This window comes from Acidisoma sp. C75 (genome assembly GCF_054665095.1).
Genome location: NZ_BAAFHD010000012.1, coordinates 1 through 18,031, shown reverse-complemented (window position 1 = coordinate 18,031; position 18,031 = coordinate 1). Strand labels below are relative to the sequence as shown.

8 protein-coding genes are annotated in these 18,031 nt (G+C 64.7%); 5 read left to right on the top strand and 3 right to left on the bottom strand.

Annotated features, from left to right (window positions below; all coding sequences use genetic code 11):
• The first annotated feature begins 9 nt into the window (after positions 1-9).
• The 3 genes from ACYQ7X_RS15470 (at position 10) to ACYQ7X_RS15460 (ending at position 8,934) form a co-directional block, all read left to right on the top strand.
• Complete coding sequence (locus ACYQ7X_RS15470; protein WP_459697966.1) at positions 10-2,979, top strand: P-loop domain-containing protein; 2,970 nt, start codon at positions 10-12, stop codon at positions 2,977-2,979.
• Between the two features lie 88 nt (positions 2,980-3,067).
• Positions 3,068-5,524 carry a hypothetical protein gene (locus ACYQ7X_RS15465; protein ID WP_459697965.1) on the top strand — a complete coding sequence of 819 codons (2,457 nt, stop codon included), beginning with the start codon at positions 3,068-3,070 and terminating at the stop codon, positions 5,522-5,524.
• Positions 5,525-5,634: 110 nt separating this feature from the next.
• A complete protein-coding gene (locus tag ACYQ7X_RS15460) occupies positions 5,635-8,934 on the top strand; it encodes a leucine-rich repeat domain-containing protein (RefSeq protein WP_459697964.1) in 3,300 nt (1,099 codons plus the stop codon).
• Between the two features lie 42 nt (positions 8,935-8,976).
• On the opposite strand, the gene ACYQ7X_RS15455 is transcribed toward ACYQ7X_RS15460, so the two are convergent.
• The 3 genes from ACYQ7X_RS15455 to ACYQ7X_RS15445 are packed head-to-tail and all read right to left on the bottom strand — an operon-like array spanning position 8,977 to position 16,125.
• Positions 8,977-11,799 carry an AAA family ATPase gene (locus tag ACYQ7X_RS15455; RefSeq protein WP_459697963.1) on the bottom strand — a complete coding sequence of 941 codons (2,823 nt, stop codon included), beginning with the start codon at positions 11,797-11,799 and terminating at the stop codon, positions 8,977-8,979.
• Positions 11,792-12,514 (bottom strand): hypothetical protein, encoded by a 723-nt coding sequence (locus ACYQ7X_RS15450; protein WP_459697962.1) that lies wholly within the window; start codon positions 12,512-12,514, stop codon positions 11,792-11,794. Before ACYQ7X_RS15450 ends, ACYQ7X_RS15455 begins: the two co-directional genes overlap by 8 nt.
• Positions 12,511-16,125, bottom strand: a complete 3,615-nt coding sequence (locus tag ACYQ7X_RS15445; RefSeq protein WP_459697961.1) for a hypothetical protein — start codon at positions 16,123-16,125, stop codon at positions 12,511-12,513. Before ACYQ7X_RS15445 ends, ACYQ7X_RS15450 begins: the two co-directional genes overlap by 4 nt.
• Before the next feature lie 461 nt (positions 16,126-16,586).
• Between ACYQ7X_RS15445 and ACYQ7X_RS15440 the strand changes: the two genes are divergently transcribed.
• Positions 16,587-16,775 carry a helix-turn-helix transcriptional regulator gene (locus ACYQ7X_RS15440; protein ID WP_459697960.1) on the top strand — a complete coding sequence of 63 codons (189 nt, stop codon included), beginning with the start codon at positions 16,587-16,589 and terminating at the stop codon, positions 16,773-16,775.
• An 11-nt stretch (positions 16,776-16,786) separates the two neighbouring features.
• Positions 16,787-18,001, top strand: coding sequence for a hypothetical protein (locus ACYQ7X_RS15435; protein WP_459697959.1), 1,215 nt, complete (start codon positions 16,787-16,789; stop codon positions 17,999-18,001).
• Positions 18,002-18,031: the final 30 nt, after the last annotated feature.

The following is an 18,031-nucleotide window of genomic DNA, read 5'->3' as shown; positions in this document are numbered from 1 at the left end:
GGTGCGCCGATGCATGTCTTCATCAGTTACGGACACGATCAGAACACGCCGCTGGTGGACCGCATCCAGGCGGATTTGCAGGCGCATGGGCATACCGCCTGGCGCGATACCGGGCTGAAGGGCAAGGATATCGGCATCAATGCGGGGGATGCCTGGCGAGAACGCATCGTGACGGCGGTGCGCAAGGCCGATTGGGTGCTTGCCTTCCTCTCCCAGCATTCGACGCGGGAGACCGGCGTCTGCCTCGACGAGGTGGCGATCGCGCTCTCCATGCGCGGAGGTGGGGTCTCTACCGTGCTTGTCGAACCAGTGGAGCGGATCACCGCGCCGCCGACCATCGGGGATATCCAGAGGGTAGACATGGCGGATTGGGCCGCGCGCGAGGCGGCGGACCCCGCGGCCTTCGAGGTTTGGTATCAGGCGCGCCTCAGCGAGATCCTCGACATCCTGAACAAGCCGGAGAACCAGCGCTACGCCGCAGAGATCCGCCATCTGGAACAGGTGCTCGACCCGGCGCCGCAGGGCGCCGATATCCCGCCGCTCCTGCGCCACTTCGTCGGCCGCGAATGGTTGCTGGAGCGGGTGGATGCCTGGCGGCGCAGCCGGGAGCGCACGCAGCCGGCCTGGCTGGTTGGCGAGCCGGGGCAGGGCAAGAGCGCATTTGCCGCCTGGCTCGCGCAGCGTCATGCCGGGCATGTCATCGCCATCAATCTCTGTCGCTTCGGCCGCAGCCGCCGCAACGATCCGCCCGCCGTGATCCGCACGCTCGCCTTCCAGATCGCCATGCGCGTGCCCGAATACCGGGCGGAACTGCTGCGCTGGCTGGAGGGTCAGGACCCGAACGGCGCGGCCTTCTCCCTGCGCAGCCCGGCGGATCAGTTCGATGCGCTGATCATCCAGCCGCTGCACCACGCGCATATCGATGGCGGCCGCAGCGCGGACCCTCTGCTGGTGGTGGTGGACGGGCTGGACGAGACGGTGCCGCGCGGCGGCACGCTGCTTGATAGCGACCTGGCGCGGCTGCTCGCGGAGGAGGCGAGGCACCTGCCGGACTGGATGGCGCTGTTGGTGACCGGACGGCCCGAGGCACCGCTGCATCCGCTCTTCGCTCATCGCGCGCAATTCAACATCGGCACGGCAGCGGCGGAGAATGCGGCCGATTTAGGCGTCTATGTTCAGGCCTGGCTCGGCGCGGACAGGCCGGAGCTGATCGCGCGGATCGTCGCGGCATCGGAAGGGAATTTTGCCTATCTGGCGGCGCTCCGCCAGGCCGTGGCGGCCGGGCGGATTGACCCTGCGACCGAGGCGCATCTGCCGCGCGGGCTCTTCGCTTTGTATCATCAATGGTTCGACCGGCAGTTTCCGCGCGGGGTGGATTACGAGCCGGTGCGCGCGGCGCTCGGCGTGCTGCTCGCGGCCCGTCTGCCGATGCCCGAGGAGGTGCTGGCCGGGGCCTTGGGTTGGAGCCCTTTGGAAACGGTGGCCATGCGGGAGAGGCTGGGCAGCCTGTTCCGCTGGCAGCCGGAGGGGATCACGCCCTTTCATCAAACCCTGCGGGATTGGTTGATCGATCCTTCGGCGGAGGATGGACCGGGCAGCCGGTTCATGGTGGTGATCGGCGGGCCGAAGGGCGGCGCCGAAGTGTTGCGGGGCTATCTCTGGGCGCGTTTTGTGTCGGAGGCCGAAGAGCCCGATGCGCCCCAGCCCGATAGTTTCACCATGGCGGAATTGCCGCCACTGCTGGCAACCCGGCAGCCGGATGCGCTGGCGCGGGACCTGGCGGGGGTGGAGGACCCGATAGCCGTTCTGTCACGGGCCTGGGATATGGCGAAGGCTGAGGAAGCCCTTTATCGCTGGGCTTCGGCGCTGGCCTGGTGGGATGTCACAGCTTGTCTCGCCGATGCGGCCGGGCCTGCCGGCGCCTCGTGGCGCGTGGCGCCTCGCATCTTCCGGGGCGATATTTTGCAGAGGCTTGGGGATACCCGTGGCGCCTTGGCGGCCTATGCCGAGGCGCGGGCAATCGCTCACCACCTTGTCGAGACAGACGCCGAAAATACCGAATGGCAGCCGAATCTCGCCGTCAGCCATGAGAGAATCGGCGGTGTGAAGCAAGCCCAGGGTGACTTGCCCGGCGCGCTCTTCGCCTACTCTGCCGCCATGGCTATCCGCCAACGGCTGGTCGCGATCGACGAAGGCAATGCCGAGTGGCAGTGGGATCTCTCCGTCAGCCACATCAAGATCGGCGAGGTGAAGCAAGCGCAGGGCGACCTGCCCGGCGCGCTCTCCGCCTACTCTGCCGCCATGGAGATCGCGCAGCGCCTGGCCGCAATCGACCCAGGCGATACCCAGTGGCAGAAGGGTCTCGTCGCCAGCCACGACAGAATCGGCGCTGTAAAGCAAGCCCAAGGCGACCTGCCCGGCGCGCTCTCCGACTATTCCGCCGCCATGGAGATCACGCAGCGCCTGGCCAAGATCGATCCAGGCAACACCGAATGGCAGCGGGATCTCTCCGTCAGCCACGAAAACATCGGCGATGTGAAGAAAGCTCAGGACGACTTGCCCGGCGCGCTCTCCGCCTACTCTGCCGCCATGGCTATCCGCCAGCGCCTGGCCGCGATCGATCCAGGCAATACCGTTTGGCAGCGGGATCTCTCCGTCAGCCACAACAAGATCGGCGACGTGAAGAAAGCTCAGGGGGACCTGCCCGGTGCGCTCTCCGCCTACTCTGCCGACATGGAGATCGCGCAGCGCCTGGCCAAGGTCGACCCAGGCAATACCGAGTGGCAGCGCGATCTCATCAGTTCCAAGGTCAGGATCGCCGAGGTGAGCCCAGACGAAGCGCCAAAATTGCTGGCGGAAGCCCTCGCCATTGCTGAGGCGCTGCGGGATACGGGCCGGCTGGCTCCGAAGGACGCCTCGATACCAGCCGAGGTGGAGCGACGCCTCGCCGCCGCCATCGCGCGGCGCGACGGCGCTTGAGCCCACGCGCGACGCCACATGAAGGGACAGCGGGATGGACGGAACGATCAAGCGGCGCGGTGCCCTTCTTTTTTTGATCAGCTTTTGCGTGGTCTTTCTCCTCGCCCTCGTCTCGCTCCGCATCACCGATCAGGGCACGCGCGGCTTCATCCAGGATAGCTATCGCGCCATCGGCCTCTTCACCGCCAACGGCTCCTGGGCCTTTGATTCCACCGCCACCCCCCCGCCGCCGCTTCTCTTCAAGCTCCTCGCCGTCATCGCGCCACTCGTCTCCGTTCTCGGCCTCACCGAACTCATCACCGGCCGCGCCGCCTCCGATTGCCTGCGTCTGCGCGCCATCGTGCTCGTCGGCCTCGGCCGCAAGACGCCGACCGCGATCTTCGGCCTGACACCGCAAAGCCTCGCCTTCGCCCGCTCGCTCCGCCGCGCCCGGGGGCGCGAACTGCCGGTGATCTTCGACCCCGCGCCCAGCCTCGCCCTTCTCGATCTCTGCGACCACGAGCGCATCGCGGTCTTCACCCTCCTGCCGGCACAGGACGGCTATCTCTGGCCACATCGCTGGTATCCGACGCCGCACGGCGTGAAGGCTTCTCTGCTGCTGCGCGCCCGGCATCACGTCTCCTTCCTGGCCCAGGCGGATGATCAGGTCGGCTTCGCCCAGGCGCTCGATCAATGGCTGCGCGAGAGGGAGGTGAAACGACAGGACTTCTGGATGATGATGACGCAGCGCGGCTTGCGCCAGCGGCTGGATGGTTCCCTGCGATTCCAGCATCAGGCGCTGCGGCTGCGCTTTTTCGATCTCCATTCCCTGGCGGCGCGGCAGATGCTGCACAAGCACCGGCTGGACCTGTGGGCCGATGCGCTCGGCCAGGCGCAGATCCATCTCGCCATCTACGGTTTCGGCAATCTCGGCCGCGCCATCGCCAAGGAGGCGGCACGCTATTATGTCACCCGCGCATCGATCGCGGGCCCGCAGCCGAAGCTGCGGCTGACCATCATCGATCAGGCACCCGATGCCGCCAAGGCCGCCTTTCTGGCGGACGAGCCCGAAATCGAAAAGATCATCGCGATCGAGCTGCGCACAGCCCGGCTGCATCCCGGCGGGCTGGATAGCGAGACCGTCCGACAGGTGGTGCCGGATCGGGTGACTGCTCATATCATCACGCTGAACGAACCCGAATGGATGGTGGCGCAGGCGCTTTCCTTGCGCCGCTGGCTGCTGGAGCCGCCGGCCGGCGCCGATCAGGCCTGGATGGAGACGCACCGCAACGCGCCGATCTTCGTGCCGATCGACCATTGGGGCGGGCTCGGCAGCCTCGTGCGTTCGCCGCATGATGGCCCGGCCGGGGAGATGCGCCGGCTGGAGGTGCCAGACGCGATCTTCGGTTTCGGCAAGACGGAGGAATTGCTGCATCATGATTGGATCATCGCGCAGGACCGGGATGCGGGGGGCCGCGCGATCCAGGAGGCTTATGAGGCCATGATGCGGCCACACCGCCAGAACCGCCCGGCGGCAGTCCCCTGGTCTGATCTCGAACCGGCTTTCCGCTCCTCGAACATGTTGAGCTATGACCATATCGCGGTGAAGGCGCGGGCAGCCGGCTACCGGATCTCGCCGCTGCCCGCGGGCGCGGACCTGCCCGATGTCCCTTTCAGCGAGGCGGAGAAGCAGCTTCTCGCCCAGGTGGAACATCAACGCTATCAGGCGGAGCGGATTTCGGAAGGCTGGCGGCAGGGTGACATTCGATGTGATGCGCTGCGCATCCATCCCGATCTGCGGGATTGGTCCGCGCTCGGGCGGGCGGAACAACAGATCGACGAGAGGCTGATTGAGGTGCTGCCGGCAGCCCTTCATGCCGTCGGCAAGCGCTTCGTGAAGGCGCATCTCATTGGCATCATCGGCCACCGCCTGCCCGATGCGCGCGATGCCGAAGAGGATGCGGCAACCGCCCCCCGGATGGACGAGGCACGCGTGCGCGCGCGGTTGAAAGAAAAGCTGAGCGGCCTTCAGAGCGCGTATCCGGGCGCCGTTCTGTTGACGGCGCTGGCGACCGGCGCCGATAGCTGGGCCGCCGAAGTGGCGGAAGAGCTTCACCTGCCCTGGATCGCGATTCTGCCCTTGCCTTACGAGATTTACCGCGAGGATTTCAGCGCGGCAGCCGAAGGCCGCGCCGCGCGGCCATCCACCGCGCCTAGCTGGGACGAGACCTTCCGCCGTCTCGTCGCCAAGGCCGAATTCTATGTTGAAATGCCGCTCGGCGCCGTGCGGTGCAGCGCGATGAGCCGGCATGGCAACACGACCCCCGCCGATGCAGCACGAGGCCTGCGCGCCGCGCAGTATGAGCGGGCGGGCCGCTATATCGTCGAGCGGTCTGATACGCTGCTCGCCGTGTGGGATGGTGAGGCTGGTCGTGGGGCCGGCGGAACGGCCGATCTCGTCGCGCTCCGCGAGCGGCTGTGCGCAGCCGCGCCGGCTGACCGGCCGAACTCCGCCTTCTTCCCCCCGCCGCGCATGGCCCTACCGGACGTCATCGGAGCGAAATGAACCTGCGCTTAAAAGGGCTCAACCGGTCGCCGCGCTTGACATGCCGTAAAGCCGACTGACCATAGCGCATCCGCAGGGAACTGCGCCCAGCCGAGGAGCGGCAGACAGCGATGGCAGCGTTCGACGATGATTTGGCGGAGGCACGGGCGCGGATCGCGGAAGAGGCAGAGCGGCGAACCGGCACGCTCGACCTGCGGGATCTGAAGCTCGAATCCCTGCCCGATGAGGTCTTCGGGCTGCGCCATCTGCGGGTGCTTGGCTTTGGCACAGCTGATACTCATCTAGATGGGGTTCGCCTGAACAGGATCAATTTCTGCCGGCACCGGCTCAGCGAACTGTCGGATTTGGAAGGGCTGTTCATTCCTTGGACCGATCTCAAGTCTCTCGATTTTGCGCGGGCTTTGCAGCACTTGCACGCACTCGACTGTGCGGGGACCGCCGTAACCGATCTGAGCCCGCTCTCCGGCTTGACGGCGCTGACGTCGCTCGACTGCTCGCGCACCGCCGTGAGCGACCTCAGCCCACTCTCCGGCTTGACCGCGCTGACGTCGCTCGACTGCTGGAACACATCCGTGAGCGATCTCGGTTTGCTCTCCGGCTTGACGGCGCTGAGGTCGCTTAACTGCGCGGACACCTCTGTCGACAATCTCAGCCCGCTCTCCGGCTTGACGGCGCTGACCTATCTCGACTGCTTGTCCACCGCTGTCAGTAATCTCAGCCCGCTCGCTGGCTTGACGGCGTTGACCTATCTCGACTGCTCGTTCACCTCCGTGAGCGATCTCAGCCCGCTCTCCGGCTTGACGGCGCTGACGTCGCTTAACTGCGCGGACACCTCTGTCGACAATCTCAGCCCGCTGTCCGGCTTGACGGCGCTGACGTCGCTCAGTTGCTCGTCCACCTCCGTCGACGATCTCAGCCCGCTGTCCGGCTTGACGGCGCTGACCAACCTCGATTGCTCGTTCACCTCCGTAAGCGATCTCGGCTCGCTCTCCGGCTTGATGGTGCTGACCAACCTCGATTGCTCGTTCACCTCCGTGAGCGATCTCGGACCGCTCTCCGGCTTGACGGTGCTGAGGTCGCTCAGTTGCTCATCCACCGCTGTGAGCGATCTCAGCCCGCTCTCTAGCTTGACGGCACTGACGTCGCTCAAATGCTCGCACACCGCCGTGAGCGACCTTAGCCCGCTCTCCGGTTTGAAAGCGCTGCAAAGGCTCGACTGCTCGTATTGCCGGTTGCTGGAATTGCCTGAGGCGATATGGAGTAAGCCGTCTCTTGAAAAGTTGTACCTGTTTGGCAGCCATATAATGGGATCGGATAGCAACATCCTGTCCAAGTCGCGAGGAGCAAACTGCCTGGAGGCGGTGCGTGCCCACTACGCGGATTTTGCCGCGGGCAAGGAGTCTATAACAGACATCAAGCTAATGCTCCTCGGCAATGGCGGTGCCGGCAAAACACAGATCGCGGGTTGGCTGAACGGCGCGGAGTTCGATCCACACTCGAACTCGACCCACGGTATTCGGATCGTCCAAGCTACCGAACCGGGCAGCGTTGCGGCCAGGCTCCGTCTGCAGATATGGGATTTCGGGGGGCAGGATATCTATCACGGCACGCATGCCCTCTTCCTGCATGGCCCGGCCATCGTGATGCCCGTTTGGGCGAAAGATCGCGAAAATCGCGATACCTATGAACATGAGGGCATCACCTTCCGCAATCATCCGCTGGCCTATTGGGTTGATGTTGCGCGAAACCAGGGCAATCCGCTCAGCCCTTGCTTGATCGTGCAATCAAAGTGCGACCACTATGAGGACGAGCAGAGACATCTGTCGGTTCCGCCTGAGGCGCTGGACGCTTTGCCGTATTGGAAGACGCTTCATGTCAGCCCGAAGACCGGGCGCGGCCGCGGCGCGCTGGAAGATGCGCTTCAGGACGCGATTGCCTGGCTGCGCAACCCGGAGCGTCTTGGCCTTCCGGAAATCGGCGCGGGGCGCATGCGGGTCATCCGCGCATTGGAGACGATGCGGCAAGCCGATATGGCTTTGCCGCCCGAACAGCGCCGCCGCTTCCTGGAGCAGGAGACATTCGAAGCCATCTGCACGCAGGCCGGCGGCATTTCCTCTCCGTCACAGTTTCTCGCCTATCTAGATGCCAGCGGGGCGGTGTTCTACCGGCCCGGCTTCTTCGAAGATCGCATCGTGCTGGATCAGGGCTGGCTGCTGGAAGCGATCTATGCCGTCTTCGATCGCAAGAATGTCTATCGCCAACTGCGCGCGCAGGATGGGCGGTTCACTCGGTATTTGCTGGGATGCCTGGTGTGGCAGAACTACAAAGAGGAAGAACAGGAACTCTTTATCAGCGCCATGCGCTCCTGCGGGATCTGCTTTCAGCAGCGGCGCTTGGATGATGGCGATGCGATCTATGTCGCGCCGGATTTATTGCCTGATAAGCAGGATGTTTTGATCGACGCGGCAATCGGTTGGGCCGAGGATGCGGCCGGCGAAAAGGCCGAGTTCCATTACGCCTTGCTGCATGGCGGCCTGATCCGATCGATCCTGGCGGAGATCGGAGAGCTGGCAGGCGAAAGAGCGCTCTATTGGCGCGGCGGCTTGCGCGGGTTCGAGGCAGACACTCAGAGTCGCTTCATGGTGGAGGAACATCTAGCCGATGGCGCATGGTCGGGCTCCATTCGGGTCCGCACCCAGGGCGGCCGGGCGGCTGAGGCCCTGCAGAAGCTGATGACGCTGATCGAGCGCGTCCAGAACCGCCTCGCGATGCGGCCGACGCATATCGATCGATCGTCATCTCCGATTGTATCGGAGAAAGACAGCACGCTTTCCATTGGTCAGGAGAAGTCCTCAATGCCTGAATGGTATGTGTCTTACGGCTGGGGCGACAAAACCCCAGAGGGGCAAAATCGTGAAGCGGTCGTGGACGAGTTTTGCCGCGCAGCCGAGGCGAAAGGCCGCCAGATACTGCGCGACAAGAATGTCATGCGTCAGGGAGACCGTATTTCGGCATTCATGCGGAAACTCGGCGCTGGCGATCTGATTTTCGTTTTCATGAGCGAGAAATACTTGCGGTCGGCGAATTGCATGTTCGAGCTGAGCGAGATCTGGCGCACCAGCCAACAAGAGGGAGACCGGTTTCTGCAACGTGTGAGGCTTTGGGTCATCGATGATGTCAAGGTCTGGAAGCCGGTGGATTGGGGCCGGTGGGCCGAGCATTGGAAGCAGGAGTATGACGAGCTTGATGCGATTGCCCGCAGAAGCGGCGGCGCCATCATCGGTGAGACGGGGCATCGCCAGCTGATGCTGATGCAGCGGTTCTATACCCAGGTGGCCGATATCCTTGGCACGCTTGCCGATGTCATGCAGGCGCGGAACCTTGGCGAGCTTCTCGATCAGGAGTTTTGACCGGCCTGCGGGCTCCTGCTTTGGGGCCGTTCCTCAGGCGGGTCAGTCGCCGCCTTCCGCCATTGCGGCGGCTACCTCCTCCGGCGGCACGTCCTGCCGGGCGATGAGGAGATCGACGACGCGCATCAGCGCTGTCTGGTGCGCACGCAGGCGCTCCAGCGTCTCGCCATACAGCCGGTCGAGCGTGCGGCGGGCTTCGTGCAGAATCTCGTCGCCCAGCGGCAGGTTTCGGATGGCTTCCGCCGTCATGGCGCGCGGCTTGCCATCGCTCTGCCAATCGAGCCACAGCAGGCCGCTTGCCTCCGAGAAGCCGAATTGCGTGAGCATGCGCAGCGCGAGGCGGCTGGCGATCGCCAGATCGCTGCCCTCGCTGCCGCCCGCACCGGTGGTGATGGCGGCGCGGCCGAATACCAGCTCCTCCGCGGCACGGCCGCCAAGGATCACGCGGATGCTCTCCTCCAACTCCTCATGGGTTGAAAAGACACTCTCATCCGGCATCTGCGCGACGAAGCCGAGCGAGCCGTTGGCCCGCGGCGTGATGGAAATCCAGGTCAGCCCCGCGGCCCCGCGCGGCCCGCTGATCATGGTAAGGGCGTGCCCGGCCTCATGCACCGCAACGCGCCGCATGGCATCGGGCGCCAGCATCACCTGCAAGCCATCGGGCGGGCGATTGGTGATTTCGGCTTGCAGATCGGCATCCGTCAGTCTCTGCCGCCCCGCGCGCCGGGCGCGGCGGATAGCACCCCGGACATAGAGTTCGACATGCGAGCCGGTGCGCCCGAAGGTCATCCGGGCGAGCTGCGCCACATCCACGCCATCCGCCGAGAAGCCCTCAGCCGCCGCCTTCGCAAGGTAATAGGCGTAGATCTCGCTCAGCGCCGCGACATTCGGATAGCCCAGCTCGACGATGCGATCGAGCCGGCCCGGTCTCCGCAGCGCCGGATCGATCTCCTCCGGATTATTGGTGGCGCCGATGACGATGACGCCCTCGCGGCCCTGGAAACCCTGCATCTCTTCCAGGAGCGTGTTGATCACCACCGTCTGATACTGGCTGTTGCGTTCCTCCACATGGCCGCGCCGGCCGATACTGTCGAGCTCGTCGATGAAGAGAATGGCCGGCGCATAAAGCCGTGCTTCGCGGAAGCTCGCGCGGATGTTCTGGATATGGGGCCCGAGCGAGGTGCCTTCCTGCCAGACACTGGCCGAGGCGAGGACGAAGCGAATGCCGCATTCGCGGGCCAGCGCGCGCACCAGCGTGGTTTTGCCCGTGCCGGGCGGCCCCACCAGCAGGTAGCCGCGATCCACCTTGTCCCAGTCGATGTCACCGCGAAGGGCGGCCGCGATGTCTGTTGCCAGCTCCTCCATACGGAACCGTGCCTCGCCCATGCCGTGCAGATCGGCAAGCGTAGGGCCGCCGGCCTCGGTGTAATGGGCGAGGCGGCGCGAGACCGTATCCTGCAGTTCCGCGAGGAAGGGCCCGATCTCGCTGGTTGCGGTGGCGGCGCGCGCGATATCGCGCGGCAGCACATAGCGCATCCAGTCCTGCATGCCGTCTCGCCGCCGCGCCTTGCTGCCGAACAGCGCGCGGGCGCATTCCCAGAACTGATCCTCCGAAAGACGGCCGACCGTGAGGCGCAGATCGATCACATCCCGCGCGCTCTGATCGAGTGCTGCGATGCGGCCGACGACGAAGAGGCCGATATGCGGCCCGTGGACGATCGGCTCCAGCGCGAGCGCGGTATCGGGTGCCGCACCTTCGGACATCTGGCCGAAGCTCGCCTCGGTCAGCAGCATGACCGAGGGATCCGACAGCATGACGCGCTGCGGAGGCGCGGCGGCCGATTGCAGAGCGCGGTTGAGCGGCAGGCCGCAGATCTCTGCAATGATTTCCGCAAAATCCTGGCGCAACTCTCCATAGGGCGTTTCGATCGCGATGGTCGGCCGATAGACGCGCAGATACTCGGCGAAGGCTTCCCCCGGCTTGGCGACCTTCCGCCCCCGTGGCCGGAAGCCGGTGCGGACGGCCTCCTTCAACAAGATCCCGGCGACGAGCTTGAAGACATCGGCAAGTTTGCGCGGCGGTGCGGCCGGATGCGCGGCGCTCTCTGCGGGCGCTTCGGCGTTGGCCTCATGCCGATCCTCCTGCGCCATCTCCTCCGGCACGATGCCCGCGAGTACCTCGGAGAAAAGGCTCATGAAGGGCCTGAGGGGAGGGGGCAACGCCAGCAGCGGCTCGGCGCACACCGGCTCCTCCCCCCGGGTGATGACGAGACCATCCGGCCAGAGGATGAGCTTGCGCAGAAGGATCCGTCCCTTCGCTTGCACCATCGCCGTGCAGGCTCTGCGGCCATGTGCATCCGGCTCGCCGATGCTAATCGGTTGCAAATGGGCTTCCACGGCCGCGCGCGCCTCCGCGGCTATCGTCTCCTCTTGCCAGATGAGATCGACGGGCTCCTCCACAAGAAACCAGCCTTTGTCGCCCCGGCTGATATCGAGATAGAGGCGGAGATAGGCGCGTGCTTCGTCAACCGTGCCGAGCGCGGGGCGCCGATGGAGATTGACCGCATAGAGATCGCCTTCGCTGCCGTCGATCCGCTGCACGGCTTCATCCCGCATCAGGGCGAAAACCGGCCAGCCATCATCTATGGCGATGCGCAGGATGAGCAGGCCGACATGGCAGGGGCTGCGCTTGACCCAAAGCCTGACCGTAATGTCGGCCGCGCCTATGCCCGCGGCATAGGGGCCAAAGATGCGCCGAATGAATTCTTCCATGACCGGCGCATCCGCCGGAATTTCCTGCCAGCCAACGGGCTTTTCGAGCCGGCCAGCATGTTCCTCGGCAAAATCCGGTGTGGCGTCATTCATCAGCGGTTTGATCCTGCATCACGTCCAAGCCTTCAAGCAGAAGGGTTTCGTTTTCGAGCGCCAACTGCCCGATCGTCATGTCGACGGCTTCTTCATCGATCTCGCGCCGCAGCGGGCGGGTTGCGATCGCGATGCCGGTGCGAAAGAGCGCGTTTTTGAAGAGGACGGTCGAGGTAAGGCGGATGCAGCCGCCGGCGTCGATGCCGAGATAGGTGAGCGGGATGAGCAGATCCGCCGCCTCATCCCGCATGGCTTGAGGCGCATCCGGTGCCCAGGGCAGGTCCTCCACGCGCTCCACAATAACGAAATGCCCCAATCGGCCGCGCACGAAATGAAAGAAGAAGCGAGCGTAGAGCGGCGCGGTCTCCGGCGTCAGCAGCGGCGCCTGGCGTTCGTTCTGATGGTAGATCGGCTCGTTGGTGCCGTCGAGCTCGCCGTGGTCGAGCAAAGTGCCCGCGCGGGTGAGGGCAAAGATGTCATACGTTTCTCCGGCGAAGCGGATCGCCGTGAGATCGCAGCCTGGAGAGAAGGGCAAAGCGGCGGAAGCCGCGTGCAGCACCTGGCCCGGCAGGGGCGCACCGCGGGCCAGCCCGATCGCATCCAAGATCGGGCTTGCGGCTGAGATGGGCAGCGGCAGCCAGGTCAGAAACCTGGCGGATGCCACATCAAGCCGCAGTGTGGATGCCGGGCGAAGCGCGGGCACAGGCTCTGTCATGTCTCGATCTCCGCGAGCAGTTGACGCGCTTCTCTTGCCTGATCCTGAATTACAGCATCATGCGGAAACTGGGCGGCGATGGCGAGAACGGCATTGATCGCTGCGCGCGCTTCCGAAGCCCCGGCACCGTTTGGCACCTGGCACCAGGCATAGGCCTCGTGTCTGCGGGCGACAGCGGCCTCGCGATTGATCGGAGCATTGTCAGGAAAGCGACTGGCGATAGCAGCAACAGTATCGGCCGCGGTGCGCGCCCCCGAAGCCCTGCTCCCCCCTGAACGTTGGGACCAAGCATAGGCCTCGTGTCTGCGCGCCTCAGCGGCTTCCTTATTGTTCGGCGCATCGTCGGGAAAGCGACTGGCGATGGCGGCAGTCGCATCAGCCGCTGCGCGTGCTTCTGAAGCCCCGGTACCGTTTGGCTCTCGGGACCGGGCATAGGCCTCGTATTTGCGCGCCTCAGCGGCCTCGCGATTGGTCGGGGCATCGTCGGGAAAGCGACTGGCGATGGCAGCAACAGTATCGGCCGCGGTGCGCGCCTCCGAAACCCCAGCACCGTTTCGCACTTGGCCCCAGGCATAGCCCTCGAATCTGCGGGCTTTAGCGGCTTCGCGATTGATCGGGGCATCGTCGGGAAACCGACTGGCGATGGCAGCAGCAGTATCGGCCGCCGCTCGCGCTTCCGAAACCCCTGCACCGTTTGGCACTTGGCCCCAGGCATAGGCCTCGAATCTGCGCGCGTCAGTGGCTACGCGATTGATCGGCACATCGTCGGGAAACCGGCTGGCTATGGCAGCAACAGTATCGGCCGCGGTGCGCGCCTCCGAAACCCCAGCACCGTTTCGCACTTCGCTCCAGGCATAGCCCTCGAAACGGCGGGCTTGTGCGGCTTCGCGATTGATCCGGACGTCGCCGGGAAAGCGACTGGCGATGGCAGCAGCAGTATCGGCCGCTGCGCGCGCTTCCGAAACCCCTGCACCGTTTGGCACTTGGCACCAGGCATAGGTCTCGCATTTACGTGCTTCAGCGGCTTCGCGATTGACCGGGGCATCGTCGGGAAAGCGACTGGCGATGGAAGCAGCAGCATCCGCCGCCGCTCGCGCCTCTCGGGCGCTCGCGCCGCCCGGAACCTGTGCCCAAGCCAAAGCCTCATATCTGTATGCCTCACAGGCTTCCGCTTGAAACAGCGGCTCATCCTCGAAGCGTACGGCGACAGCGGCCACAGATTCCGCGGCTGCCCGGGCTTGCAAGGCACTGGCGCCAGCCGAGACTTGGCCCCGGGCATGAGCTTCGTATTTGCGCGCCCTGGCGGCTTCCAACTGAACCCCAGGATCATCCGGAAAGCGAGAGGCGACGGACGCCGCCGCTGCCGCGGCCTCTCTCGCCTGTTCCGGCCTTGCACTCTCCGCCATGGCGGCGAACCGTGAAGCGCGGACCGCTTGCCCGGTACGCGCAGCGTTGTCCGACAAAGCCCGGAAGAGCGGTGCCAGATCCGCCCGCCAGTCTGCCCCCATGAGCCATGCGGCTTCCGCCAAGGCATCCGCCTGGGCTTCATCCGCCACAGCCTCAGCCGAGCGCACAAGGTCTTCCGTTCCGCGCAAGCTTCCGATGGCGCGACCGTCGAGAACCGTGAAGAGCGCGATCCAGTGTGCGGGCGGTACCACCTCCGCCTCCCGCGCCGCTTCCAGCATGATCTGCATGACGATCTCGACCCGCAACTGACGGTCCTGCCGCTGGCCGGCCGGAATGTCACACAAACGGGCGAAGCCTTCGCAGAAGCGGTGCCGATCGGCAGGGCTCAGCTTGGAGATCAGCGCAAGAGCGGATGCGCAAGACGCTGCCCGGCTTTCGGCGGTGGAGAGCGGACGATCCGCCGGCTGGCAGATGGCCGCGACATCCGCGAAGCCCAAGGCAAGCTCCACGGGGTCCGCCCCCGGAATGGCGGCCGGATCGATCTCGCGCAGCGCCCGCGTCATCGCTGAAGACTCTGGCCGCGCACGGCGCAGATTGCGCAGCATATAGGCCGGCTTCATCCTGAACCCGGCCTCGGCGAGGCTTTTGGCGCGATCCGGACCGATAGTCGGCAGGACGCAATCGATGAAAGCATCTCCCACAAGATCCGGGCGGATCGGTGGAATGACCATCGCATAGCCCGGCAACAGAGGATCGGTCGGGAAGCAGGCCTTCAACTCCGGATAGCTGGGCAGGGTCTTGAGGACTTCGAAGCTGCCTTTGAGTTCCCTATAGATCTGCTCCTCCGCCCCGCCGCCGATAAGGGTGGAAAGGGCCAGGGCAGCCAATTTGCTGGAATCAATGACTTCGCGGTGCTTGAGCGCATCGAGAATACGCTTCGCGCGGGCAAGGGTGAGGGCTTCCGCCGTCAGGCCCTCCAGCCGGCAAGAAGCGCCATCCCGCTCGGCAATCCATTCAACTGCAAGCTCCACCAAAAGCGGGTTACCTTCGGTGATCCGGTAGAGATGCTCCCGCACATCGCGCTCAACCGCGATCGATTTGCCCAGGATGCGCCCTGTGGCAAAGGCGATCTCGACCGTCTCTTGCGGCATAAACCAGCTTTCTGCCGCGAGGCAAAACGGCTGCGGAACGGCCGGCACCTCTTCCTGGCTCCAGCATCCGCTCAAGGGATCGTATTGCAGCCCACTATCGGCAGGAACCGTTTGATTGGTGACCAGCAGGCAGACAGCATGGCGGAAGGCGCGCTGCGCGTGCGCCTCGTGCAACGCTTCCCACAAGGCGTTTGTCCTCTGCGGCAAGGGATCATCCAGCAACAGCATCGTCGGACGGCGTGGCCACCATCCAGCAAGGATCTTGCTGAAGTGCTTGGGCGTGGTGCCCGCAGGCGGGATCAGCAAAGCGACACCCCACGGGTCGTCCCTCCGGCGCCTGAGGCCGGGGAGCGCATGCCGTAGATAGACGCCGACAGATCGAAGGCCTGCGGCGAGAGGTGACACTTCCTTCGTGCGATCCCACCCCGCCAGGTGCCGCGCCAGTTCATAGGCCATCCGGCTTTTGCCGGAGCCCGAGCGCCCGGTGAGCACCCCCATCGAAAGGGGCGCACGCGATCCCCCGCGCCGGCCGACAGCCTCGGCATGATCTTCGCACCAGGCTTGGAGCGCCTGCCAGGTCTCGTGGCGCGGTCCAGCCGGCGGAATCGTCCAGCGGAGCTCGACGAATTGCAAAACCGCGGCGCTGTCCTTGTCCGGTCGGGACTGATCGCTGATCCGCGTCAGCACATCGTCGTTGAAAGAAGCCAGAAACCGATCATGGCAGCGTCCTCGGAAGGCGAGCGTGCCGAGACCGCCGAGGATAAAGAAGCCAAACACGGCCTGCGGATGGGCATCGAGCGCCGCGAGAAGGGCCCGGACGTGGGGTATCCCTTCGAAGGGAATGAGCATGCCGAACTTGTTCAGAAGCTGCGCACGCGCGAAATCGGGCGTGAAGTATCCAAGCCAAGGTAAATGAAGATCCACCAGGATCTGGCAAAGAGCCGCACCCATGAGGCTGAAGACGAACCAGATCAGCCAGAGCTTCATCCGCCGCCGGGACGCCCAGGAAGATCCGGCGCCGATCGCCAATACCCACCGCCCGACAGCCGGCATTCACCACCACCTTCGATCCAGAGACTTGAATTGAGCCACAGGAGCCACGCACAGGAATCGGGCAGGGAAATTTCTGAGCCAAATCGATCGCCGGCAGCCAAGCGACGCGTCTGCGACGAAGCCTGTCCGGCGTGAACCGCTTCTCGGCGCACCGTGGCGAAGCCCATCGCACGCCGCTCACTCTATCTTCAGAACGACCTTGCGCAAGGTCGAGATCAGCGTAAAGGCCAGGATATCTGGCCGTTTTCAACAAGGAGATGGCAGATTGCTTCCACGGAAATTCCCTAGACTTTGCCTAAAGAGATGGGATCTGCCTTTTTATCCCATTGACGCCCGGCTTGCGCTCTAGTCAGGCAGCTAAGTCGCGCTTTCGAAAAGGACATTTACAAAGCTCCAGCGCCACGTCCCGGTCGTGACGGAATCTTCCAAGGCCTTCCAACCCGATTCGAGAAGGCCTGATAATGACCAAATTCCTCCGCCGCCCTGCTGTTTGCGAACGCTACGGCCTGCCGGTCAGCACCCTGTATGACTGGATCGCCAAAGGCCGCTTTCCGAAGCCCGTGCGGCTCGGCATGCGTGCCGTTGCCTGGTCCATCGAAGACTTGGAGGCCTGGGAGCGCGCCCGAAAGGCTGAGCACGACGCCCGCTAAGAGCGTCCGCTATGCGCGCTCTCCTCCGGGGGCAGGACAACCTGCCCTTCGTCGACCCCTTCGAACCGCGCGTCCTTCCGAGGTCGGGCTCCTCTTGGTGGACCTTGAACACCCGGGAGCCCGACGGGGCTATGCGACAGCGGCCATATCGTCTCCATCAAATGGACTTCGTGCTCCGGCACGCGCGAACAAACGTCGATACCTATATGTCCCAGGGCCTGTTCGATGCGCCCTGCCGGCGCGCCCTCCATCTCGCCTGGCTCACCCATGCCTATGTGGATCTCGATATCTACAAAGTTGGCGCTGGTGCCCTCAACGTCGGCGCGCAGGCCATAGCAATCCGGCAGTTCTGCCGCGATGAGGGGATCCCGCCGCCATCCATCATCGTCTTCTCCGGCCGCGGCCTTTACCTCAAATGGCTCTGGTCGCATCCCATTCCGCGGCCTGCCGCTGGCCGCGCCCTTGCGGTGAACCGTGCCCTTGTCCGCCGCTTGGCGGAATGGGGAGCGGATCCCCAGGCGGTGGATGTCTCTCGCGTGCTGCGCGTAGTCGGCACCGTCAACACCAAAAGCGGAGAGCCCGCACGCCTGCTATGGCAACAGGAACGCAACGGCGAGATCCTCACCTACGATTTTGACGCGTTTGCCAATGAAGTTCTGCCCTATTCCCTGAGCGAGATCCGCCAATTCAGGGTGGCGAGCCGGGAACGCAAGGCGCGGCTCCATCTTCTTTCGCATGAGCGTGCCCAGCGCGCGGCAGAGGCTCGGCGCCTTGGCAATCGGCGTGCCTTCTGCGTGCCGGACTGGTGCTGGGGCGTGCTGGAGGACATCCGCCTGCTCATCACTCTGCGCCATGGAGGCATGGTCCCGCGCGGCGATGCTGCGGGTGCGGTCGGCGTCGATCTCTATGGCCATCTCGGCGCCTGCCAGCTCGCCCAGGTCTTTCCTGCCCATCTTCTCTGGCAGGAGATTCAGACTTGGGCCCGGTTGATCCTGCCGCCTGATTACCTGGACCGGGGTGAGTTGCTACGCCATTCATCCAGTCTGCTCACCAATGCCAGGCGCGCCGCTGCACGTCACACGGTGACGTTTAACGGCCGCACGGTCTCCCCGATCTATACCTACAGCGCGTCCAGGATGATCGAGCTCCTTCAGATCACGCCGCATGAGATGCGTATCCGTCCGGCGAGAGCCGTTGCCGAAGGTCAGGCGGCGGCGATTGCCTGAGTTTCGGATCGCCAATTCCAGGGCAGCAGG